The sequence below is a fragment of the Mycolicibacterium sp. XJ2546 genome (assembly GCF_053483195.1).
On sequence record NZ_JBEFRW010000015.1, the window covers coordinates 46,642 to 69,659 of the forward strand.

Below are 23,018 nucleotides of genomic sequence, written 5' to 3' on the forward strand. Positions count from 1 at the left end.
TCGGTTTCGCGCGGCTCCGCTCAGTCGGTGCTGCGAAGCAGGCCCCGCCGCGCGGACAGCAGTTCCATCTCCGGGCGCGCCGCGACCAACCGTTCGGCGGCGTCGAGCACGTCGACGACGTGTCCGCGGTCCGCGGACACCGCAGCGAGGCCGACGTTGGCGCGGCGGTACAGCTCCTGCGCCCCGGTCTCGGCCGCCGAAACGGTGAACCGGCGGTGCAGTTCGGCGATGACCGGACGGATGAGCGAGCGCTTCTGCTTCAGCGACCGCACGTCGCCGAGCAGCAGATCGAATTCCAGCCAGCCGATCCACATCGCGGTCAGCGCGTCGGTGTCGGCGACGGTTCCTTGTCCGCGTACAGCAGCACGTCGGCCGTCTGACGGGTCAGCTGCCAGCCGTCGGGGCCGGGGGTGAACTCCATCGGGAACGCGAAGTCGCCGCCTTGGGGGTCGGCGGGCTTGATGACGATGCGCGCGACGATGTCACCGGTGCCGCCCTGCGACCAGTTCATATCGTGCGCCTCCACGGTCAGCGGGGCGAACCCGCCGTCGGCGAGCGCGCGGGCGAACTTGTCCAGCGCGGCCGCGTCGTCGGGTGTGGCGTGCTGCACTAGGGTGAGCTTTTCTGCGCCGGGCACGTTCGGGTCGCCGAGCCGGTAGATCACGTCGGTCAGCGCGGTGTCCGGGGGAAGCGGGGCGGCCGTCGGCGATGGCGCAGAGGGCGGCACCGTCGGTGGTTTGGTGATCGGCGGCAGCGTCTCGTTTGCCGCCGGCCGGGGTGTTTCGTCGGCGCCGCACGCACCTAGCCCGAGCGCCGCCGCTATCGCGACGGCGCCCAGGACAACGGACTGCGTGGTGCGCGGCACCGGAATCGGTCAGCCGGCTGCCGAAAGCAGGGCCATGGCCGAGGACTTCGACAGCTGCCAGCCGGTGGGACTCGGACCCGCGACGAAGAGGACGTTCTGCGTCGCGACGGAACCGTTGGCGGCCGAGGCGGTGACATTCGCCGTCGCCGACGGGCCGTTCTGTTCGATGCCGGACAGGCTGAACGACAGCGGGAACACGCCGTTGGACGCCGCGTTCTTGAACGCACGGTCGGCGGTGAGGGCCTCGATGCGGCCGATGCCGCCCTGGATGTAGGCCTCCTTGGAGCCGCCGAACGAACCTCCGCCGGCCAGCGCGTTGAGCGTCGTCAGCAGCGGGCCCTCGAGCTCCGGCGCCGGCGTCTGCGGCATGGGGATGTCCCACACCACGGGTTGCACGGCCGGGGCGGCAGAATTTCCATTGGATGCAAGGGAAGTCACACCCGCCGCCGCACCGGCTACGACAGCGGCCGCCGCCATGCCGGTAACGAGGGTTTTCAGGATCACGATTGTCCTTTCGATGGGACCAACTGAGCAGAGAGGTTAACAAGTGGTGCTGGTGTGTCGGCTTCCTACACCGCACACAATGGCTGAATCGCCGGTAGCGTTGAAGTTGTTACTGCACCAACTTCCGGTGCGGGAAGGGGCGCAACATGAGTGAATCCGAGCGTTCTGAAGCCTACCCAGATGGTTTCGGCAGCCGGGAATCAGGCATGTCCAGCGACGATGCCGCTGAGCTCGAGGAACTGCGCCGCGAGGCGGCAGTTCTGCGGGAGCAGTTGGAGAGCGCAGTGGGCCCGGCGAGCGGGTTGCGGAGCGCACGCGATGTGCATCAGCTCGAGGCGCGGATCGACTCCCTGGCGGCGCGAAACGCCAAACTGATGGAAACTCTTAAAGAAGCCCGTCAGCAACTGCTGGCGTTGCGCGAGGAAGTCGACCGTCTCGGTCAGCCGCCGAGCGGTTACGGCGTGCTGCTGGGCGTGCAGGACGACGACACCGTCGACGTCTTCACCTCCGGACGCAAGATGCGGCTGACGTGCTCACCCAATATTGACACCAAGACGCTCAAGCAGGGTCAGACGGTCCGGCTGAACGAGGCGCTGACCGTCGTCGAGGCCGGCAACTTCGAAGCGGTCGGTGAGATCAGCACGCTGCGCGAGATCCTTTCCGACGGCCACCGCGCACTCGTGGTCGGCCACGCGGACGAGGAGCGCATCGTCTGGCTGGCCGAGCCGCTGGTGTCCGTCGAGGATCTGACCGACGAGTACGACCCCCTCGACGACGAACGGCCCCGCCGGTTGCGGCCGGGCGATTCGCTGCTCGTCGACACCAAGGCCGGTTACGCCTTCGAGCGCATCCCCAAGGCCGAGGTCGAGGATCTGGTGCTCGAGGAAGTGCCGGACGTCAGCTACAACGACATCGGCGGGCTGGGCCGCCAGATCGAGCAGATCCGCGACGCGGTCGAGTTGCCGTTCCTGCACAAGGAGCTGTACCGGGAGTACTCGCTGCGCCCGCCCAAGGGCGTGCTGCTCTACGGTCCGCCCGGCTGCGGTAAGACGCTGATCGCCAAGGCGGTGGCCAACTCGTTGGCCAAGAAGATGGCCGAGGTCCGCGGTGACGACGCCCGCGAGGCCAAGAGCTACTTCCTCAACATCAAGGGCCCGGAGCTGCTGAACAAGTTCGTCGGCGAGACCGAGCGACACATCCGGCTGATCTTCCAGCGGGCGCGCGAGAAGGCCTCCGAAGGCACCCCGGTGATCGTGTTCTTCGACGAGATGGACTCGATCTTCCGCACCCGTGGCACCGGGGTGAGCTCTGACGTGGAGACCACCGTCGTGCCGCAGTTGCTCAGCGAGATCGACGGCGTCGAGGGGCTGGAGAACGTCATCGTGATCGGCGCCTCCAACCGCGAGGACATGATCGACCCGGCGATCCTGCGGCCCGGCCGCCTCGACGTCAAGATCAAGATCGAGCGGCCCGATGCCGAAGCGGCCCAAGACATCTTCAGCAAGTACCTCACCGAGGACCTGCCGGTGCACGCCGACGACCTGGCCGAGTTCGGTGGCGACCGGTCGGCATGCCTGAAGGCGATGATCGAGAAGGTCGTCGACCGGATGTACGCCGAGATCGACGACAACCGGTTCCTGGAGGTCACCTACGCCAACGGTGACAAGGAAGTCATGTACTTCAAGGACTTCAACTCCGGGGCGATGATCCAGAACGTCGTGGACCGCGCGAAGAAGAACGCGATCAAGTCGGTGCTGGAAACCGGTCAGCCCGGTCTGCGCATCCAACACCTGCTCGACTCGATCGTCGACGAGTTCGCCGAGAACGAGGACCTGCCCAACACCACCAATCCCGATGACTGGGCACGGATCTCGGGTAAGAAGGGTGAGCGGATCGTCTACATCCGCACCCTGGTCACCGGTAAGAGTTCGAGCGCATCGCGCGCGATCGACACCGAAAGCAACCTCGGCCAGTACCTATAGCGAGGGTGCGCTGGGTGTAGCCCCTTTTGCCGCGAGCGTGCGTGTCTGAGCCCGGCACGCCGGTGCACTAGCCGATTCTGCGCACGCTCGTCAGGCTGGTCAGCTTTACGCCGTCTGCAGCGAGTAGCTGTTGGCCAGATCGTCCTGGGTGACGCAGGCGCGCTCGGTCGCGGTGTCGACCACCAGGGGCGACGTCGGCACCCGCGACCGGTAGCTCCAGCCCGCCGGTAGCGAAAGCCGCTCGCCCAATCCAGCCAGATCGTCCAGTGACAGCGACGGATCGACCGTCTGGCTCCAGGTCTGCATCACCCAACACCGGCCGTCGGGGTCGACGAGTTCGTAGATCTCGCGGCCGGCGTCGAAGGTGAACACGGCTTTGCGGTCCACCCGGTTGACGTTGTAGGGCGCCGGGTTCATCGAGGACAGCTGCACCGTGGCCTGGCGGATCATTTCGATACCGCCGAAGGTCTTGTGTGCCAGCGTTTCTCGACCACGCTTACCGATGCTGCTCATCAGCCAGTACCGGGGTCCGTTGAGCAGCGCGGCGACGGCGCCGTTGTCCGCTGCAATGGCTTGGGCGTCCAGCTTCTCCCATAACTCGGCCGGGCAGTCGTTCAGCGGAAAGGTGTTGTAGACGGTGGCCTCCGGACCGTTCGCTGCGTTGTGCACCAGCAAGATTTCGCCGTAGCGCTTTCCGAACACGTCGGTCGTCGTCGTCATATCGTCGGGCATACCCGCGAACGTAGCGTCAGCGCCGCGACGAGGGTGCGGAAAATCGCGCAAATGACCGGCGTGTCGCCCTCAGGCAGGCTCGCACGCTCGCCGCGGTTACGGGCCGGTGGTTTCGCGTTCCAGATATGCGTCGCGGCCGGCGAGGCTGACCGCCACATCGGCGATCAGCGGATCGAAGAACCGCTCCCGATAGTGCGGGTCGACGCTGGTGCTCACGGTGAAGTACAACCCCGACAGCACCGCGACGAACAGCGAAACGTGCACGACGGTCTGCGGCACAGGCACGTCGACGCCGAACCATGTTCCTGGACACGGTGGTTGACCGATAGCACAGGACTGCTCGGCCGCCCACAGCACGGCCACGTCGTCGGGTATCGCGACGATGCCCAGCGCCAGGAAGAACGCGAAGATACCCGCGGTGAAGAACACCACCTGGATGGTCTGCGACACCACCATCACCGCGACGACGTTGACCTGTTCGGCCAGTGACAGCGGGGTGCGCGCAGGCTGGTGGCCGTTCGGCGTGGCCAACGGGGTGCCGGCCAGCAGTTTGGCCGGATCGTTTCGTTCTGCGCGGTCTTCCCGCAGCGCGCGGACCTCGTCGCGGATGGTGGTCACCATGAACAGCAGGGCCACCAGCGCCAGGAAACCGATTGTCTCCCACAGTCGTTGACGGGTAATCCGGGCGGCTAGCTGCCACAGCTCGCCGGTGAAATACACGACCACGGTGATCATCAGCAGCGGCAGCGCTCGGCTCATCAACGTGCCGAGCGCGCCGAACTGCACCGACGCGAACCGCAGCGCCCACAACGCGATCGCGCCGAACCCGATGTAGGTCAGCCAGATCGCCACCAGCACGACGACCGCAAACCCCACCGCCTCCGCCGCCGCGATACCCGTAAAGCCGCTGTCGGCGAACGGAAGCCCGAACACGAACAGGGCGATCACGAGCAGGGCGGCAGACCGCCGGACCGCATCAGAGCGGGTCGTGCCCGAGCGGTGCAGCGCATACAACGCGAACGGTGCGGCGATCAGCAGCAGCGTCAGCACCGCCAGGCGGGTCACGATGCCGAAGTCGGGATCGCCGTCGCTCAATTCGGCGAGCAGAAACGTCAGCGCGATGAGCGCGCCGATACCGCTGACCATCGGCGCGGAGCGTTCCACCAGCGCACGTGACCGCACGCGCCGGGTCAGGACCAGCGGCAGGCCGCGATGTAGAAACCATTCGTGGACATGCCGCATGTCGGACACCGCCACATTGTGCGTGATGACGACGGCTCCGGCGGGTCAGCGCGCCGACACGTAGGCCCGGTAGCGGTCACGGGCCATCAGGGTGAGCCGCAGATCGTCGGTCAGCGGATCGAGGAACTGCTGCCGGTAAGCGCTGTCGGCGACCGACTTGGCGCTGACGTACATGAACGTCAGCGCACCCAGAAACAGGGTGACCTGGATCAGCGCCTGGGGTACGGGGATCGTCATGCCGAGAAGCGTTCCGTCGCTTGACCCGTGCTGGGTCCAGGCGGCCAGCACCTCGGGGGAGAGCACGATCAGCCCCAGCACCAGAAAGATCAGCGCCGTCACGACGGCCACCACGAAGATATGCGCCAGCTGGGAGGCGGCCAGCACGAACATCACGTTGAGCTGCTCGGGTCTGCGCAGGGGAAGGCTGCCCGGCGGATCGGGCATCGCCTCGAAAGGCGTTGTGTCCAACTGTGCTTCACGACCGTCGAGCAGACCCTGGGTTTCCATCAGCGGCCGGAACCTGTCGACGGTCACCGACACCACGAACGCCGCGGCGATCAACGACAGGAACAACAGCGCCAGCCACAGCCGCTGACGCGAGATCTTGGCCGCCATCAACCACACCGGCGAGTTGAAAAACACCAGGAACGTCAGCAGCAGCACCGGAAGGGCGCGGACGACCAGCGAACCGGCAGCGGCCAGATGCGACAACGTCATTCGCGCCGTCCAGCTCAGGATCGAACCGGCGCCGCACGCGGTGGCCGCCAGGATGATCGCGATGACGATGGCCTCGAAGATCAGGTCTCCGATCACCCGCGGGCCCGGGCCGCCGAGGATACCGCCGACGACCGCGACGGCCAGCGACACCGTTGCAGCCACCCTGCGGCGCGGCACCGTGGCGATGCGTGACACCAGCCAGCCGACCACCGCAGCAGCCGGCAACACCAGAATCACCAGCGCCAGAACGAACCACTCGGTGCGCGTCGGTTGGCCGTCGATGTCGATGGTGTGCTTACCGGTGATCTGCACGACCAACGCGGAGTTGAGCATGAACACCGCGAACGCCGCCAGCGCGGGCGCCGAGCGCGGCCACACCCGCCGGACCAGGGCGCCGGGCCGCAGTACGGCCGGCAGCCCGTGGTCGAGGAACCACGCGTCGGCGGCGCGGCGCAGCACCACCTCATCGGCCTGTTTGGCCTGGCGATTGGACGGCACGGTGGCAGGCTACTGTGCGGCGTCGCCTACGCTGGGCCACATGCAACGGATTATCGGGACTGAGGTCGAGTACGGCATCTCGTCGCCGTCCGATCCGACCGCGAATCCGATTTTGACGTCGACGCAGGCGGTGCTCGCCTATGCGGCCGCCGCCGGGATTCAACGTGCCAAGCGCACCCGGTGGGACTACGAGGTGGAATCACCGCTGCGCGACGCACGCGGATTCGATCTGAGCCGCTCGGCGGGCCCACCGCCGATCGTGGACGCCGACGAGGTCGGTGCCGCCAACATGATCCTGACCAACGGCGCGCGGCTGTACGTCGACCACGCGCACCCGGAATACTCGGCACCCGAGACCACCGACGCGTTGGACGCGGTGATCTGGGATAAGGCCGGTGAGCGGGTGATGGAGGCCGCCGCGCGGCACGTCGCCAGCGTGCCCGGAGCCGTCAAACTGCAGCTCTACAAGAACAACGTGGACGGCAAGGGCGCGTCCTACGGATCGCACGAGAATTACCTGATGAGCCGCCAGACGCCGTTCTCGGCGGTGATCGCCGGGTTGACACCGTTCTTCGTGTCGCGCCAGGTGATCACCGGTTCGGGCCGGGTCGGCATCGGCCCGTCCGGCGACGAGCCCGGCTTCCAGCTGTCGCAGCGCGCCGACTACATCGAGGTGGAGGTCGGCCTGGAGACCACGCTCAAACGCGGCATCATCAACACCCGCGACGAGCCCCACGCCGACGCCGACAAGTACCGCCGACTGCACGTGATCATCGGGGACGCCAACCTGTCGGAAACCTCGACCTACCTCAAGCTCGGCACCACCGCGCTGGTGCTCGACCTCATCGAAGAGGGCCACCAGATCGGGGTGGACCTGACCGACCTGGCGCTGGCCCGGCCGGTGCACGCGGTACACGTGCTCAGCCGCGACCCGTCGCTGCGCGCCACCGTCGCGCTGGCCGACGGCCGGGAACTGACCGGTCTTGCGTTGCAACGCATTTACCTCGACCGGGTGGCCAAACTGGTCGACAGCCGCGACTTCGACCCGCGCGCCAGCGACATCGTCCAGACCTGGGCGCACGTGCTGGATCTGTTGGAGCGCGACCCGATGGAATGTTCCGAGATCCTCGACTGGCCCGCCAAGCTGCGGTTGCTGGAGGGTTTCCGGCAGCGGGAGAACCTGGGCTGGTCGGCGCCCCGGCTGCATCTCGTCGACCTGCAGTACTCGGATGTGCGGCTGGACAAGGGCCTCTACAACCGGCTGGTGGCACGCGGGTCGATGAAGCGGCTCGTCACCGAGCAGCAGGTGCTCGACGCGGTCGAGAACCCGCCCACCGACACCCGTGCATACTTTCGGGGTGAGTGCCTGCGGCGCTTCGGCGCCGATATCGCGGCCGCCAGCTGGGACTCGGTCATCTTCGACCTGGGCGGCGATTCGCTGGTGCGGATACCCACCCTCGAGCCGCTGCGGGGCAGCAAGGCGCATGTCGGCGCGCTGCTCGACTCGGTGGACAGCGCCGTCGAACTGGTCGAACAGCTCACGAACTGATAGCGCTAAGCCCGGCATTTCACGTGCCGACCGGTAGGGTGGAAGGACGGCGGGCAGGCAAATGGCCCGCCCGCGACGGCTATAGACATAGCAGGAGGCAGCGATGGCTCAGGAGCAGACCAAGCGTGGCGGTGGTGGCGGCGAGGACGACGACCTCTCCGGCAACGCGGCCGGCGGGCAGGAGCGTCGCGAGAAGCTGGCCGAGGACACCGACGACCTGCTCGACGAGATCGACGACGTTCTGGAAGAGAACGCCGAGGACTTCGTCCGCGCATACGTCCAGAAGGGCGGACAGTGAGCTGGGCGAATCGCGAAAAGCTGACCTTGCCCACCCAGTCGAACTTTCCTACGCCCCTGGTTCCGTCTGTATCCGTGGACCTATCGTCTTTTTCTGATCTGCTGCGCCATCAGGCACCGGAGCTGTTGCCCGTGAACATGCACGCCGCCGTCACCGACGCGGTGCCGCACGGCACTACGATCGTCGCGCTTAAGTACCCGGGTGGTGTGGTGATGGCCGGCGACCGCCGGTCCACCCAGGGCCACATGATCGCCGGACGCGACGTGCAGAAGGTGTACATCACCGACGATTACACGGCCACCGGTATCGCGGGCACCGCGGCGATCGCGGTGGAGTTCGCCCGGCTCTATGCCGTCGAACTCGAGCACTACGAGAAGCTCGAGGGTGTCGCGCTGACCTTCAACGGCAAGGTCAACCGGCTGGCCACCATGGTGCGCGGCAATCTCGGTGCGGCCCTGCAGGGCTTCGTCGCACTGCCGCTGCTGGCCGGATACGACCTCGATGACCCCAATCCCGAGGCCGCAGGCCGGATCGTGTCGTTCGACGCCGCCGGCGGATGGAACTTCGAGGAAGAGGGCTACCAGTCGGTGGGTTCGGGCTCGATCTTCGCCAAGTCGTCGATGAAGAAGCTGTACTCCCAAGTCCGCGACGGCGATTCGGCGTTGCGGGTGGCGGTGGAGGCGCTCTACGACGCCGCCGACGACGACTCGGCGACCGGCGGACCGGACCTGGTGCGCGGCATCTACCCGACCGCGGTGATCATCGGCGAAGATGGCGCCGAGGAGGTGACCGAAGAACGGATCGCCGATCTCGCGCGCCAAGTCATCGAAAGCCGTTCGCGTACCGACACATTCGGACCCGATGCCACCCACCGATCGACTGACGCGCGAGGGGACTCGTGAGCTTTCCATATTTCATATCGCCAGAACAGGCGATGCGCGAGCGTTCGGAGCTCGCACGTAAAGGAATCGCCAAGGGCCGCAGCGTGGTCGTGCTGGCATACGCCGACGGTGTGCTGTTCGTCGCCGAAAACCCCTCGCGTTCGCTGCAGAAGGTCAGCGAACTCTACGACCGCGTCGGGTTCGCCGCCGTCGGCCGGTTCAACGAGTTCGACAACCTGCGACGCGGCGGCATCCAGTTCGCCGACACCCGCGGTTATGCCTATGCGCGGCGCGATGTCACGGGCCGCCAACTGGCCAACGTCTACGCGCAAACTCTCGGCACCATCTTCACCGAGCAGGCCAAGCCCTACGAGGTGGAGTTGTGCGTCGCCGAGGTCGCGCACTACGGCGAGTCCAAACCGCCTGAGCTGTACCGCATCACTTACGATGGGTCCATCGCCGACGAGCCGCATTTCGTCGTAATGGGCGGCACGACCGAACCGATCACCGCGGCGCTCAACGAGTCCTACACCGAGAATGCCAGCCTGCCCGACGCGGTGAAGATCGCCGTCGACGCGCTGAAGGCGGACGCCAACGGTGGTTCAGAACAGCGAAGCCTCGGACCCGCCACGCTGGAGGTCGCCATCCTCGATGCCAACCGGCCGCGCCGGGCGTTTCGCCGTTACACCGGTGCTGCGCTCGAGGCGCTGCTGCCCGAGGACCAGGCTGCCGGCTCCTAAGGGTTTGTCGCGGCGCGGACCAGGACCAACTCGGCGAACTGCTCCGGGCACTCCAACGGAGTGAAATGGCCGGAGTCGAACGCGTAGTTCAGCGTCACGTCGGTGAAGTAGTGGTCGATCCGGTCGGCCCACTCGCGCGGAAACAGCGGATCGTGGTGGGGCCACAACACATCGGCGGGGACGCGGATCCTGATGGCCCGCTCGGGTGGTAGCTCGGTGAGCGCTTGGGCGATCATCCCCGCCCCCGCGCGGTACCAGGCGATCGACGCGGTGAACGCACCGGGCAGCGCGTAATCGCCCACCAGTCTTTCCAACTCATCCTCGGGCAGGGTGAAGTTTGGTCCTGACCAGTGAATCCAGAAGTGCCGCAAGTACTCCCGTACCGCGTCGGCGTTGCCGTCGATCAGCTGCGCGGCCATCGGCAACTGGTGGAAGGCCTGGTACCAGAACTCGCTCTGGACGTGTGCGCTCAGCACGCGGTCGCCGGCGCCGGGTAGTGGGGGAGACAGCACAAGCGCCGCAACCAGGTCCGGTTGCATCCGGGCCACGCTCTGTGCGACGCGGCTGCCGACGTCGTATCCGCCGAGCACCACCGGCGGCAGCTCCAGTTCCTTGATCAGTCCGATGATGCTGCTGGCTTGGGCGGTCGCGCTGTAGAAGTGCCGCACCGCGACGGCGTGTTTGTCGGAGCCGCCGAAGCCGCGCAGATCGGGCACGATGACGTCGGCGGCACCAGCGAGCAGCGGCACCACGTGGCGGTAATCGTGGCGGTTGCCGGGCCACCCGTGCAGCAGCACCACTGGCGGCGCACCTGTGGTGCCGAACCGGTCGAAGGCCAGGCGGAACCCGTCCACCGGCGCGCTGCGCGACCACATCGCCCCATTTTGGCCGCGTTCCCCCGCGAACAGACACGAACTCGTCTATTTGGCGGTGCTCAAGTGCGATTTCGCGTCTGCTCACCGAGGGAAGTCAACCCGGCAGTTGGATCGCGGCCCGGTCCCCGGTGATCACCGCGAGGATGTTGCGCCACGCGTCCGACTGACGGTTGAGCACATCGGAATGCGCCCACGGCCCGGCCATCAGCCGGCCGTCGTCGTAATGGCCTGTGGCCAATGGGATTACGCCGGGCATCTCGTCGGGGTCGGCGCCGTGTGGGCCGCCGGGGATACCCTGCACGGCCTGGATGTAGTCGCCGGGCGCGGTCATCGAGAAGCGCAGCACATGGGGGTTGCGATTGTGCCAGTCACCCGGATCGTCGACACCGACGCCGGCCCCGGCGGCCGCCACATACAGCGTGCGATCGGCGGTCAGGCCCAGCGCCTCGGCCGTGCCGAGGATCGAACCGCCGTAGGAGTGGCCGATGAATGTCACCGGTACCGGTTGTTCCGGCGCGGCTGCGGTGCCGACGGTGCGGTCGACGTCCTCGCTGAACGCGACCAGCCGCGGCGCCATCTGCAGGGCGTAGCGGGGGTCGGCCGCCGAGACCAGCGCGGTGGCCGGATTGTCACCGCGCGGAAACGGGCCGCCCAGATAGCTGATCGCGGCGGCCTCGCCCCGGGTCGCCGAGACGAACCGACGGGCGGTGTCGTTGACGGCGGCAGACCCCGCAATCGTGGTGTTGAGCCCGGGCACCAGCACCGCCACGCTGGTGGCCCTCGACACGTCGCCGTGCAACTCCACCAGCGACGCGCGGGCGGGGTCAAACGCAAGGATCTGCCGGTCGATACGGCCCCCGCTGCCCGCGGGGTCGTCGACCTCGGAGAGCAGGTCGCGGTAGACGGCCAGCCGGTCGGGATCCTCTTCGTCCAGGATCGCCTGCGCGATGTTGGTGCGATTGGCCTCGACCCGCATCGCCCAGGGCACTCCGTCGGTGTTGCCTACCTGGTGCGGAAACTCAACGATCAGCCGCTGCCGCTGCTCGGGCGTCATCGCCGTGATCTGCTCGGCGATGCGGTCCTGGCTCAGCGCCGGCCAGCCCGCCACCACGTCGCCGGCATGCACGGGCCATGCCCCGGCCGGCACTGTCGAGGGCGCGGCGGCCACTGGTAGCGCGAGGGCGTCGGCGATATCGTCGGCGGCGTCGGCGTCGGCGGCGGCCAACCGGTCGAGCGCCTCGACGATCTGGGCGCTCAGCGCGTCGGCGCGCACCGCCAGCATGCCGCGTGCGACGCCGTCGTCGCCGCCGGAGAGCGCCACCAGCAGCGACGTCGGATCCGCACCCACTGACACCGAGCCGTCGTCGCCGACGGTGAACCCCTCGGAGGTGGCGTCGGCGACGCGCGCCAGCACCACCTCGCGGGCGGCGGCGATCTGCTGCGCGCCGTCGGAGGCCGCGACAGCCGCGCGCACCGCGGCCCGCGCGACCGCGTCGGACTCCTCGCCGATCGAGAGCGCCTCGCGCCGTGCGGCTTCGGCGGCCGCGCCGGTCCAGAAGTCCGCGCTGGCGAGCACGCCGCGCACGGTGGCCTCGACGCGGTCGTTGACGTCGGCCGCCGCGGCGCACAGGTGGTCGGCGAACTCGCGCAGGTCATCAGGTCGCCACTGCTCGGCCTGCGACACGGTCGGACGCGTCCCTTCGCCCACGCCTCATGCAAGCACAGCCGCGGGCGGCTGCGCTGCGGTTATCCACAGGGGCGGGGCCGGCATCGGCGCGGCTTGCACACCATCGCCGCCCGGCAACCAGTAGTCTCGATGAGGTGCAGCGACGAATCATGGGCATCGAGACCGAATTCGGTGTCACCTGCACGTTCCACGGCCATCGGCGGCTCAGTCCCGATGAGGTCGCCCGCTATCTCTTTCGGCGGGTGGTGTCGTGGGGCCGCAGCTCCAACGTGTTCCTCCGCAACGGTGCGCGCCTGTACCTCGACGTCGGCAGCCACCCCGAGTACGCCACCGCAGAATGCGACAGCCTGACGCAGTTGGTCACCCATGACCGCGCAGGCGAGCGGGTGCTGGAAGACCTGCTGATCGACGCCGAGCAACGCCTCGCCGACGAAGGCATCGGCGGCGATATCTACCTGTTCAAGAACAACACCGACTCGGCGGGCAACTCCTACGGCTGCCACGAGAACTACCTGATCGTGCGTGCGGGCGAGTTCTCCCGGATCTCCGATGTGCTGCTGCCGTTTCTGGTCACCCGCCAGCTGATCTGCGGCGCGGGCAAGGTGCTACAGACGCCCAAGGCCGCGACCTTCTGCCTGTCCCAACGCGCCGAGCACATCTGGGAGGGCGTGTCGTCTGCCACCACCCGCAGCAGGCCGATCATCAACACCCGCGACGAACCGCACGCCGACGCCGAGAAGTACCGCAGGCTGCACGTCATCGTCGGCGACTCCAACATGTCCGAGGCCACCACCATGCTCAAGGTGGGCACGGCGTCGTTGGTGCTGGAGATGATCGAGGCAGGTGTCGCGTTCCGTGACTTCTCGCTGGACAACCCGATCCGCGCCATCCGCGAGGTCAGCCACGATCTGACCGGCCGCCGCCCGGTGCGGCTGGCCGGCGGCAGGCAAGCCAGCGCGCTGGACATCCAGCGCGAGTACTACGCGCGCGCCGTCGAGTACCTGCAGAACCGCGAACCCGACACGCAGATCCAGCAGGTGGTCGATCTGTGGGGGCGCCAACTCGACGCAGTCGAGAGCCAGGACTTCGCCAAGGTCGACACCGAGATCGACTGGGTGATCAAGCGCAAGCTGTTTCAGCGCTACCAGGACCGCTACAGCATGGAGCTGTCCGACCCGAAGATCAGCCAACTCGACCTGGCCTACCACGACATCAAGCGCGGGCGCGGGGTGTTCGACCTGCTGCAGCGCAAGGGGCTGGCAGCGCGCATCACCACCGACGAGGAGATCGAAGCCGCGGTCACCACACCGCCGCAGACGACCCGCGCCAAGCTGCGCGGTGAGTTCATCAGCGCCGCTCAGGAAGCCGGCCGCGACTTCACCGTCGACTGGGTGCACCTCAAGCTCAACGACCAGGCGCAGCGCACGGTGTTGTGCAAGGATCCGTTCCGCTCGGTCGACGAACGGGTCAAGCGGCTGATCGCCAGCATGTGACCGACCGTCTAGCGGTCCGTGAGCGCTCACTGTTGTACGGTTTCGCGGCGAAAATCCGTACAAGGCTGAGCGCTCGACGGTTATCCACAGGGTCTATTGGCGGTCGGGCGCAGTTGCGGCCAACAATTCCCGCATGCCGCCAGAGCTCCGCGCCATCTTTGCCGCGCAGGGTGGAGTCGCCACCTCGGCTCAGATTCTGGCTCATTTGAGCCGACGCGATATGCAGCGTCGGCTCCGTAGCGCCGAACTCGTCAAGATGTTTCCGAACGTCTACAGCTTTGGCACCCCCGACACCTTTACACGGCTACGCGGGTTGGACCTCCGCTGCGGCACACCGGTCGCGGTGTGTTTGGGCACGGCCGCAGCGCTCTTCGGCTTCGACACCGAAGACGTCACCGACCTGCATGTGCTTAATGCCGAGGGCCACCTGCTGCGGGACCACGACAGCCTCAAAGTGCATCGGCGGCAGGGCGCGCCCCTCACCAGCTACCGGGGTCGCCCGCTCACCACGCCGAGCTGGACGGCGGTCGAGGTCGCGCGGGGCCTGGGTCGACCGCGTGCATTGGCAACGCTCGATGCCGCCTTGCGCAGCCAGACGTGCAATCGCGGCGATCTGCTGGCAGCGGCGAAGGCACAGGCCGGCCGACGCGGCATCGTCGGGGTTCGAGAGCTCATTCCGTTGGCCCGGCCCGGGGCCGAGTCGCCAATGGAAAGCGAGGCCCGCCTCGTCATGCTCGACGGCGGACTACCCGAACCTGTTCTGCAATACGAGATCGTCGACAGAGACGGCCGGTTGTGGCGGGTCGACTTTGCCTGGCCGGATCGCAGGGTCGCCGTCGAGTTCGACGGATTCGATTACCACAGCTCGCGAGAATCGCTACGGAAGGACCGCCAGAAGAGGGCTGCCCTCGAAGAGATCGGGTGGGGGATGATGTCCATTGTCAGCGACGATGTGCGAAGGCACCCCCATGCGATGGTCCGCCGCATCCGCGCCCAGCTCACGCGGACGTTGGCCGCGTGAGCGCTCAACCACGTACGGTTCTGGCGCGAAATCCCGTACCAGGGTGAGCGCTCGCGGTGGGCCGACCACGCTAGGCTGAGCCAAGTGGCGATCTCCAAAGTCGAACGGCTGATGAACCTGGTCATCGCGTTGCTGTCCACCAACACCTACATCACCGCCGAACGGATCCGCGAGACCGTGTTCGGCTACGCCGACAGCCCCAGCGACGAGGCGTTCTCCCGGATGTTCGAGCGGGACAAGAACGAGCTGCGCGACCTCGGCATCCCGTTGGAGACCGGCCGGGTGTCGCAGTTCGACCCGACCGAGGGCTACCGCATCAACCGCGAGGCCTACGCGTTGCCCGCCGTCGAGCTGACCGCCGACGAAGCCGCCACCGTCGCCGTCGCCACCCAACTGTGGGAGTCGCCCGAGCTGATCACCGCCACCCAGGGTGCACTGCTCAAACTGCGGGCCGCCGGCGTCGACATCGACGCCGTCGACGCCGCCGTCTCGATCACGTCGACGGCCGCGTTGCCGGGCCTGCGTGGCTCGGAAGACGTGCTGGGAATCCTGTTGTCGGCCATCGACGCCGGCCGGGCGGTGCAGTTTCCGCACCGACCCTCGCGCAGCGATCCCTACACCACCCGCACCGTCGAACCGTGGGGCGTGCTGACCGACAAGGGCCGCTGGTACCTGGTCGGTCACGACCGCGACCGCAACGCGACGCGCACCTTCCGGCTGTCCCGCATCGGCGCCGACGTCACCCCGATCGGGCCGGCCGGGGCGGTTTCCCGCCCGGAGGGTGTGAACCTGCGCGGGATCGTCGACCGCGCGGTCGGGGAGTGGCCGAGCACCGGTGAGGCGCGGGTGTGGGTCGCCGAGGGCAGGGCCACCGCCCTGCGCCGCCGGGCGACCGTCATCGGCCCACGCCGGCTCGACGGCCGCGCCGGTGAGGAGATCAGCGTGGACATCGGCATGCTGGACCGGCTGGCCCGCGAAGTCGCCAGCTACGGTCCCGACGCGGTGGCACTCGAGCCGCAGGCGCTGCGCGACGACGTGGTGGCCCGGCTGCGCGCACAGGCGCACCGACCCGAGGGGGTCACGGCGTGACGGGCGTCTCGGCGCGGCTGGTGCGGCTGCTCAACATGGTCCCGTACTTTCAGGCCAACCCACGGATCACCTATGCCGAAGCGGCAACCGACCTCGGGGTCAGCGTCAAACAACTGCGCGACGACATCAACCAGCTGTGGATGTGCGGGCTGCCCGGCTACGGGCCCGGTGACCTCATCGACTTCGAGTTCTCCGGTGACACAATCGAAGTCACCTTCTCAGCCGGTATCGACCATCCGCTGCGGCTGACGTCGCCGGAGGCCACTGGTGTGCTGGTGGCGCTGCGCGCGCTGGCCGACGTGCCCGGCATGGTCGATCCGGAAGCCGCGCGCAGCGCGATCGCCAAGATCGAGTCGGCTGCCGGCGCGCTGGGCCAGGACACCGGGGCATCGGTGGCCGCGGTCGATGAGCGCGCCCCGATCGAGAGCGAGGCGGCCGCATCGGTACGCGAGGCGGTGCGCGACGGCAGGGCGGTGACCCTCGAGTACTACTCGGCGTCGCATGACATGTTGTCCGAACGCACCGTCGACCCGATCCGGGTGGTGCTGGTCGGCGACCACAGCTACCTGGAGGCGTGGTGCCGGTCGGCCGAGGGGGTGCGGCTGTTTCGGTTCGACCGCATCGTCGACGCGCAGGTGCTCGACGAGCCGTCGGACCCGCCGCCGCCGGCCGTGGCGGCCGAACCCGACACCTCGCTATTCGACGCCGACCCGGCTGATCCTTCCCTGCCCTCCGCACTTCTACTCATCGACCGCTCCGCGGCCTGGATGTTCGACTATTACCCGCTGCGCGAGATCCGCGAGCTGCCCGACGGCGCCGTCGAGGCCGCGATGACCTACGCGGCCGAGGACTGGATGGCGCGCTTCGTGCTCGGTTTCGGGTCGGCGGTGCGGGTGCTGGCGCCGGAGTCGCTGGCGCGTCAGGTCCAGAAAACGGCCGCCGCGGCGCTGCGGGCCTACGACGCGGACGCCGCGGGACGGTAGACTGGCCACGACGTTCTGGAGGTAACCAAATTGGGTAGTTTGCAACCCTGGCACTGGGTGATCGTCATCGCCGTGTTCGTGCTGCTCTTCGGTGCCAAGAAGCTCCCGGACGCAGCGCGTTCGCTCGGAAAGTCCATGCGGATCTTCAAGTCCGAGATCAAGGAGATGCAGTCCGACTCCAAGCAGGACGACACGACGACGCAGCAGGCCACACCGATCGCCTCGGAACGCGTCGACGATACGACGCCGCCCCCCGGGCAGCCGTCGGACAAACGTTCAGCCTGACCGTCGCCGACGAAGCCGACCGCGGCATGACGCCGCGTCGATAGGCCTGCCGTGCAGCCCTCAGCGATCCTCAAGAAACTCGATCCTCGTCAGCGTCGTTCCCGGGCCAACCCGGACGGCACCATGTCGCTGGTCGAACATCTGCAGGAGCTGCGTAACCGGTTGCTGATCGCCGCGGCCGCGATCGTCGTGACCACAATCCTCGGTTTCCTCTGGTACAGCCACGGCGTCTTCGGGCTGCCCAGCCTGGGCGACTGGCTGCGTGGACCCTACTGTGAATTGCCCGCGTCGTCGCGTGCCGACATCACCGCCGACGGTGGCTGCCGACTGCTTGCGACGTCGCCGTTCGACCAGTTCATGCTGCGCTTGAAGGTGGCCCTGACCGCCGGCATCGTGCTGGCCTGCCCGGTGTGGCTGTACCAGCTGTGGGCGTTCATCACCCCGGGCCTGTACCGCAAGGAGCGCCGGTTCGCGATCGCGTTCGTGGTCGTGGGCGCCGCGTTGTTCGTCGCGGGCGCGGTGCTGGCCTACGTGGTGCTGTCCACGGCGTTGGGTTTTCTGCTGACGGTCGGCGCCGACGTGCAGGTGACCGCCCTCTCGGGCGACCAGTACTTCGGGTTCTTGATCAACCTGCTGCTGGTGTTCGGGTTCAGCTTCGAGTTCCCGCTGCTGATCATCATGCTCAACCTGGTCGGCGTGCTCACCTACGAGCGGCTCAAGGCGTGGCGGCGGGGCCTGATCTTCGCGCTGTTCGTGTTCGCCGCGATCTTCACCCCGGGCTCGGACCCGTTCTCGATGCTGGCGCTGGCGCTGGCGTTGACCGCGCTGCTCGAGGTCGCGATCCAGGTCGCCCGGTTCAACGACAAGCGCAAGGCGCGCCGCGCCGCGGTCGACGAGGTGCCCGACGACCAAGCGGCGCCCATCGGCAGCCCCGAATCGATCGATACGTCGTCGGCCGTGCCGACGTCGGCGCGGCCCGTGGTCGATGACGATGCAACTTAGCGGGCAACTGGCCGAGTTCGCCAAGCAACTGCCGTTTGCGCTCGACGACTTCCAGCGGGATGCCTGCCAGTCCCTGGAGAACGGACACGGCGTGCTGGTGTGCGCCCCGACCGGCGCAGGAAAGACCGTGGTGGGTGAGTTCGCGGTGCACATGGCGCTGGCGTCGGGCGGAAAGTGCTTCTACACCACGCCGATCAAGGCGTTGAGCAACCAGAAACACAACGATCTGGTGCACCGGTACGGGCCGCAGAACATCGGCCTGCTCACCGGTGATCAGTCGATCAACGGCGACGCCGACGTGGTGGTGATGACCACCGAAGTGCTTCGCAACATGCTCTATGCGAACTCGCCTACGCTGCACGGACTTTCCTACGTCGTGATGGACGAAGTGCATTTCCTGGCCGACCGGATGCGCGGTGCGGTGTGGGAGGAGGTGATCCTGCACCTGCCCGACGAGGTGCTGCTGGTGAGCTTGTCGGCCACGGTGAGCAACGCCGAGGAGTTCGGCGGGTGGATGCAGACCGTGCGCGGGGACACCGCGGTCGTCGTCGACGAGCACCGCCCTGTGCCGCTGTGGCAGCACGTTCTGGTTGGCAAGCGGCTGTTCGACCTGTTCGACTACCGCAACACCAAATCGGAGAAGTCCAAACGCGAGTTGGTGGTCGACCCGGAACTGTTGCGCCACATCGCCCATCGCCGCGAAGCCGATCGGCTGTCGGACTGGCAGCCACGCGGTCGCGGCAGGAGCAGCCACCGCGGCAGGCCCACCATGTACCGGCCGCCGTCGCGGCCCGACGTGATCAGCATGCTGGACCGCGAAGGGCTGCTGCCCGCCATCACCTTCATCTTCTCGCGGGCGGGGTGCGACGCGGCGGTCAAGCAGTGTCTGCGCTCGTCGCTTCGGCTCACCACCGAGCAGGAGCGCAAGGCCATCGCCGAGGTGGTCGACCGCCGTTGCGGCGATCTGCCCGAATCGGATCTGATCGTGTTGGACTACCACGAGTTTCGCGAGGGCCTGCTGCGCGGGCTGGCCGCCCACCACGCCGGGATGCTGCCGGTGTTTCGCCACACCGTGGAGGAGCTGTTCACCGCGGGCCTGGTGAAGGCCGTATTCGCCACGGAGACACTGGCTTTGGGGATCAATATGCCGGCACGCACGGTGGTCCTGGAGCGGCTGGTGAAGTTCAACGGTGAGCAACACATGCCGTTGACGCCGGGGGAATACACCCAGTTGACGGGCCGTGCGGGGCGCCGCGGTATCGACGTGGAGGGCCACGCGGTGGTGCTGTGGCACCCCAACGACGTCACCTCTGATCCCGCCGAAGTGGCCGGGCTGGCCTCCACCCGCACCTTCCCGCTGCGCAGTTCGTTCGCGCCGTCCTACAACATGACCATCAACCTGGTGCAGCACATGAGCCCTGCGCAGGCGCACCAACTCTTGGAGAGTTCGTTCGCGCAGTACCAGGCGGACCGGTCGGTGGTCGGTCTACGTCGCGGCATCGAGCGCGGTGAGCGGATGCTCGACGAGATCGCCGCCGAACTCGACGGCGGCCACGACGCGCCGGTCCTGGAGTATGTGCGGCTGCGCCAGGACATCTCGAACCGGGAGAAGGCGCAGTCACGCGCGTCGCGGTTGCAGCGCCGCCAGGCGGTCAACGATGCGCTGGCCGCGCTGCGCCGCGGCGACATCATCGACATCAGCCACGGACGCCGCGGCGGGCTGGCGGTGGTGCTCGACCCGGCACGCGACAAGGACGATCCGCGTCCGCTGGTGCTGTCCGAGCACAAGTGGGCAGGGCGGATCTCGTCGGCCGACTATTCGGGTTCCGACCCGTTGGGGTCGATGTCGCTGCCCAAGCGCGTCGAACACCGCAGCCCGCGGGTGCGACGCGATCTGGCGTCGGCGCTGCGTTCGACCGCGGCCGAGCTGGATGTGCCGTCGGCGAGGGGGAAACGTCGGGGGCCGGTCAAAGATCGCGACGTCGACCCCGAGCTGGCGTCACTGCGGGAGCGGCTGCGCCGGCATTCCGCCCATCAGCTGCCCGATCGCGAGGAGAAGGCCCGGCTGGCCGAGCGGTACCTGCGCATCGAGCGCGACAACGAGCAGATCCGGCAGAAGGTGGCCGCGGCGACCAACTCGCTGGGGCGCACATTCGACCGGATCGTGGTGCTGCTCACCGAACGCGGCTACATCGCCGCGGGGGAGGACCCGACGGTCACCGACGACGGCCGGCTGCTGGCCCGCATCTACAGCGAAAGCGACCTGCTGGTCGCCGAATCGCTGCGCAGCGGCATTTGGGCGGGGCTGGAGCCCGCCGAGCTGGCAGCGGTGCTGTCGGCGGTGCTCTTCGAGTCGCGCGGTGACACGCCCGGTTCACCCGAGAACGTCGAGGTGCCGACGGGCCGGCTGCGCCGGGCCTTGAACCAGACCATCAGGCTGTGGGCCGAGTTGCGCACCGACGAGCAGCGCCACCGCATCGCGCACAGCCGCGAGCCCGACCCGGGATTCGTCGCCGCGATCTATCGCTGGGCCACCACCGGAGATCTGCCCACTGCGCTGGCGGCCAGCGACGCCACCGGATCGGGGTCGCCGCTATCGGCCGGTGACTTCGTGCGCTGGTGCCGCCAGGTGCTCGACCTGCTCGACCAGGTGCGCAACGCCGCCCCGAGCCCGGCGCTGCGCGCGTCGGCAAAACGCGCCGTCAGCGATATTCGACGCGGCGTCGTGGCAGTTGACGCGAGGTAGTGTGTGCGCAGAACGGGAACCGAACCGCGGCGCGGCCGCGGGTGAAGGAGTGAGATGAGCGGACCGCAGGGATCTGATCCGACGCAGCCGTGGCCCGGCCAGCAGCCGGAACAGCCGACGGACCAGCCATCGAGCGATGCGCCGTCGACCGATCAGGCGAACCAGCAGTGGCAGCAGCCCACCGGCGAGCAGCAGCAGCCTGCCTGGCAGCCGCCCGCCTACGATCCCCAGCAGGCGCAGCAGTATCCGCAGTACCAGCAGCCCGCCTACCAGCCTCCGCAGCAGTACCCGCCGACCGAGCAGTACGGGCAGCAGGGCTATCCGCCAGGGCAGTACGGTCAACCCGGCCAGTACGGCCAGCCCTATGGCCAACCCGGCCAGTACGGTCAGCAGCCGGGCCAGTACGGCCAGCCCGGCCAGTACGGTCAGCCCTACGGCCAACCCGGCCAGTACGGTCAGCAGCCGGGTCAGTACGGCCAGCCCGGCGGTGAAGAGGGTTCCAAGCGTTCGCTGAAGGTGATCGGCGGCGTCGTCGGCGTGCTGGCCGCGGTCATCATCGCGGTGGTGCTGGTGCTCGGGTTCTGGACGCCCGGCTTCTTCGTGACCACCAAGCTCGACATCGACGCGGCCCAAAGCGGTGTGCAGCAGATCCTCACCGACGAGGCCAACGGCTACGGCGCCAAGAACGTCAAGGACGTCAAGTGCAACGACGGCCAGAACCCCGTCGTCGAGAAGGGCGGCACCTTCGACTGCGAGGTCAGCATCGACGGCACCAAACGTCAGGTCACCGTGACGTTCCAGGACGACAGCGGCACTTATGAGGTCGGCCGCCCCAAGTAGCGGCCATCAGCGCGCAGGCAGACCGTCGAGCGCCTTCTGCAGTCGGCCGATCGACGAGGTGACCCCGTAAGTTTGGGCCAAGTCGGCGACCTTACGGGGATGCTTGGCGGCCAGCGGCAACGTGTCGTCGGGCGTCGAGAGGTCGACGTCGCAGTCGGTGGCCACCCGCACCACCGGCCCCGCCGCCTCGATGTAGTCGGTGGCGCCCAGCAGCTTGGTCCGAAACGCCTTGGACATCTTCGATTTCGGGTCGTGCGCGGCGGCCATGATGGCCTCCAGCGACCCGTGCTGGGCCAGCAGCGTGGCCGCCGTCTTCTCGCCGACCCCAGGAACACCCGGTAGCCCGTCCGACGGGTCGCCGCGCAGTAACGCGAGCTCGGCGTAGGCCGGCCCGGCGCGGTGCACGGGCACCCCGTAGGTCTCGGCGACCTCCTTGGGCCCGAACAACGTCGCCTTGGCCAGCCCGCGCCCGATGTAGAGCACCCGCACGGATACCGGATCGTCGGTCACCAGCTGCAGCAGGTCCCGGTCGCCGCTGACCACCACCACCGGGCTGCGTCGTTCCCGATACGCCAGGGTGCCCAGCACGTCGTCGGCTTCGTGCTGCGCGGCGCCCGCGGTCGCGATGCCGAACGCGTCGAGGAGTTCGGAGATCATGTCGACCTGCGGCGTCAGATCGTCGGGCACTTCCTCGATGTCGGGCACCCCTTTGGGCTGGGGTTCCTCCACGCGGTGCGCCTTGTACGACGGGATCAGGTCGACGCGCCACTGCGGGCGCCAGTCGTCGTCGCGGCACACCACCAACCGCTCGGGGCGCTCACGGGTGATGACGGTCGCGACGGCATCGACGAATCCGCGCACCGCGTTGACGGGCCGCCCGTCGGGCGCGGTGATCGAGGACGGCACGCCGAAGTACGAGCGAAACCACATGCTGGCGCCGTCGAGCAGCAACAGGGGTGCGGGCATGGCTGTCATCCTGCCAGGGGCGC

At 67.9% G+C, this 23,018-nt stretch carries 22 protein-coding genes; 13 read left to right on the forward strand and 9 right to left on the reverse strand.

The window, feature by feature from the left end; all coding sequences use genetic code 11:
* Nucleotides 1-20 precede the first annotated feature (20 nt).
* The 3 genes from ABQE44_RS20715 to ABQE44_RS20725 are packed head-to-tail and all read right to left on the reverse strand — an operon-like array spanning nucleotide 21 to nucleotide 1,369.
* Nucleotides 21-314 carry a DUF503 domain-containing protein gene (locus ABQE44_RS20715; RefSeq protein WP_448394176.1) on the reverse strand — a complete coding sequence of 98 codons (294 nt, stop codon included), beginning with the start codon at nucleotides 312-314 and terminating at the stop codon, nucleotides 21-23.
* A gap of 5 nt (nucleotides 315-319) precedes the next feature.
* Entirely contained in the window at nucleotides 320-865 is a 546-nt protein-coding gene (locus tag ABQE44_RS20720) for a lipoprotein LppK (protein WP_448394175.1), read from the reverse strand.
* A 9-nt stretch (nucleotides 866-874) separates the two neighbouring features.
* Nucleotides 875-1,369 carry an MTB12 family secreted protein gene (locus ABQE44_RS20725; RefSeq protein WP_448394174.1) on the reverse strand — a complete coding sequence of 165 codons (495 nt, stop codon included), beginning with the start codon at nucleotides 1,367-1,369 and terminating at the stop codon, nucleotides 875-877.
* 146 nt (nucleotides 1,370-1,515) lie between these two features.
* Between ABQE44_RS20725 and arc the strand changes: the two genes are divergently transcribed.
* Nucleotides 1,516-3,351 (forward strand): proteasome ATPase, encoded by a 1,836-nt coding sequence (gene arc, locus ABQE44_RS20730; protein WP_448394173.1) that lies wholly within the window; start codon nucleotides 1,516-1,518, stop codon nucleotides 3,349-3,351.
* A gap of 105 nt (nucleotides 3,352-3,456) precedes the next feature.
* Here arc and ABQE44_RS20735 read toward each other — a convergent pair whose 3' ends face one another.
* From ABQE44_RS20735 to ABQE44_RS20745, 3 genes are all read right to left on the reverse strand, one after another.
* On the reverse strand, nucleotides 3,457-4,083 hold the full coding sequence (locus ABQE44_RS20735) for a hypothetical protein (RefSeq protein WP_448394172.1): 627 nt from the start codon (nucleotides 4,081-4,083) through the stop codon (nucleotides 3,457-3,459).
* Nucleotides 4,084-4,179: 96 nt separating this feature from the next.
* On the reverse strand, nucleotides 4,180-5,325 hold the full coding sequence (locus tag ABQE44_RS20740; protein ID WP_448431749.1) for a hypothetical protein: 1,146 nt from the start codon (nucleotides 5,323-5,325) through the stop codon (nucleotides 4,180-4,182).
* A gap of 45 nt (nucleotides 5,326-5,370) precedes the next feature.
* A complete protein-coding gene (locus ABQE44_RS20745; RefSeq protein ID WP_448394171.1) occupies nucleotides 5,371-6,540 on the reverse strand; it encodes a hypothetical protein in 1,170 nt (389 codons plus the stop codon).
* A gap of 40 nt (nucleotides 6,541-6,580) precedes the next feature.
* Here ABQE44_RS20745 and dop point away from each other — a divergent pair, with 40 nt between their 5' ends.
* The 4 genes from dop (at nucleotide 6,581) to prcA (ending at nucleotide 10,008) form a co-directional block, all read left to right on the forward strand.
* On the forward strand, nucleotides 6,581-8,089 hold the full coding sequence (gene dop / locus ABQE44_RS20750; RefSeq protein WP_448394170.1) for a pup deamidase/depupylase: 1,509 nt from the start codon (nucleotides 6,581-6,583) through the stop codon (nucleotides 8,087-8,089).
* Nucleotides 8,090-8,192: 103 nt separating this feature from the next.
* Nucleotides 8,193-8,387 carry a ubiquitin-like protein Pup gene (locus tag ABQE44_RS20755; protein WP_069408097.1) on the forward strand — a complete coding sequence of 65 codons (195 nt, stop codon included), beginning with the start codon at nucleotides 8,193-8,195 and terminating at the stop codon, nucleotides 8,385-8,387.
* 20 nt (nucleotides 8,388-8,407) lie between these two features.
* Entirely contained in the window at nucleotides 8,408-9,289 is an 882-nt protein-coding gene (gene prcB, locus ABQE44_RS20760) for a proteasome subunit beta (RefSeq protein ID WP_448394313.1), read from the forward strand.
* The gene (gene prcA / locus ABQE44_RS20765; RefSeq protein ID WP_448394169.1) at nucleotides 9,286-10,008 is read left to right on the forward strand and encodes a proteasome subunit alpha; all 723 of its coding nucleotides are present in this window, start codon (nucleotides 9,286-9,288) and stop codon (nucleotides 10,006-10,008) included. Before prcB ends, prcA begins: the two co-directional genes overlap by 4 nt.
* Here prcA and ABQE44_RS20770 read toward each other — a convergent pair.
* Together ABQE44_RS20770 and ABQE44_RS20775 are read right to left on the reverse strand one after the other, a co-directional pair.
* On the reverse strand, nucleotides 10,005-10,883 hold the full coding sequence (locus ABQE44_RS20770) for an alpha/beta fold hydrolase (RefSeq protein WP_448394168.1): 879 nt from the start codon (nucleotides 10,881-10,883) through the stop codon (nucleotides 10,005-10,007). The two genes, prcA and ABQE44_RS20770, sit on opposite strands and share 4 nt — an antisense overlap.
* Before the next feature lie 94 nt (nucleotides 10,884-10,977).
* Nucleotides 10,978-12,591, reverse strand: coding sequence for an alpha/beta hydrolase (locus tag ABQE44_RS20775; RefSeq protein ID WP_448394167.1), 1,614 nt, complete (start codon nucleotides 12,589-12,591; stop codon nucleotides 10,978-10,980).
* Between the two features lie 113 nt (nucleotides 12,592-12,704).
* On the opposite strand from ABQE44_RS20775, the gene pafA reads away from it, so the two are divergent.
* From pafA to ABQE44_RS20815, 8 genes are all read left to right on the forward strand, one after another.
* Complete coding sequence (gene pafA, locus ABQE44_RS20780; protein WP_448394166.1) at nucleotides 12,705-14,063, forward strand: Pup--protein ligase; 1,359 nt, start codon at nucleotides 12,705-12,707, stop codon at nucleotides 14,061-14,063.
* A 133-nt stretch (nucleotides 14,064-14,196) separates the two neighbouring features.
* Nucleotides 14,197-15,084, forward strand: a complete 888-nt coding sequence (locus tag ABQE44_RS20785; protein WP_448431691.1) for an endonuclease domain-containing protein — start codon at nucleotides 14,197-14,199, stop codon at nucleotides 15,082-15,084.
* An 84-nt stretch (nucleotides 15,085-15,168) separates the two neighbouring features.
* On the forward strand, nucleotides 15,169-16,173 hold the full coding sequence (locus ABQE44_RS20790; protein ID WP_448394164.1) for a helix-turn-helix transcriptional regulator: 1,005 nt from the start codon (nucleotides 15,169-15,171) through the stop codon (nucleotides 16,171-16,173).
* Nucleotides 16,170-17,156: a helix-turn-helix transcriptional regulator gene (locus ABQE44_RS20795; RefSeq protein ID WP_448394163.1), complete on the forward strand. Its 987-nt coding sequence runs from the start codon at nucleotides 16,170-16,172 to the stop codon at nucleotides 17,154-17,156. Before ABQE44_RS20790 ends, ABQE44_RS20795 begins: the two co-directional genes overlap by 4 nt.
* 30 nt (nucleotides 17,157-17,186) lie before the next feature.
* A complete protein-coding gene (gene tatA / locus ABQE44_RS20800) occupies nucleotides 17,187-17,441 on the forward strand; it encodes a Sec-independent protein translocase subunit TatA (RefSeq protein WP_448431693.1) in 255 nt (84 codons plus the stop codon).
* 51 nt (nucleotides 17,442-17,492) lie between these two features.
* A complete protein-coding gene (tatC, locus tag ABQE44_RS20805) occupies nucleotides 17,493-18,443 on the forward strand; it encodes a twin-arginine translocase subunit TatC (RefSeq protein ID WP_448431695.1) in 951 nt (316 codons plus the stop codon).
* Complete coding sequence (locus ABQE44_RS20810) at nucleotides 18,427-21,189, forward strand: DEAD/DEAH box helicase (protein WP_448431697.1); 2,763 nt, start codon at nucleotides 18,427-18,429, stop codon at nucleotides 21,187-21,189. The genes tatC and ABQE44_RS20810 overlap by 17 nt, the downstream gene beginning before the upstream one ends.
* A gap of 54 nt (nucleotides 21,190-21,243) precedes the next feature.
* Complete coding sequence (locus ABQE44_RS20815) at nucleotides 21,244-22,029, forward strand: DUF4333 domain-containing protein (RefSeq protein ID WP_448431699.1); 786 nt, start codon at nucleotides 21,244-21,246, stop codon at nucleotides 22,027-22,029.
* A 6-nt stretch (nucleotides 22,030-22,035) separates the two neighbouring features.
* Here the strand turns inward: ABQE44_RS20815 and ABQE44_RS20820 are convergent, their stop codons facing one another.
* On the reverse strand, nucleotides 22,036-22,995 hold the full coding sequence (locus ABQE44_RS20820) for a 5'-3' exonuclease (RefSeq protein ID WP_448431701.1): 960 nt from the start codon (nucleotides 22,993-22,995) through the stop codon (nucleotides 22,036-22,038).
* Nucleotides 22,996-23,018 lie beyond the last annotated feature (23 nt).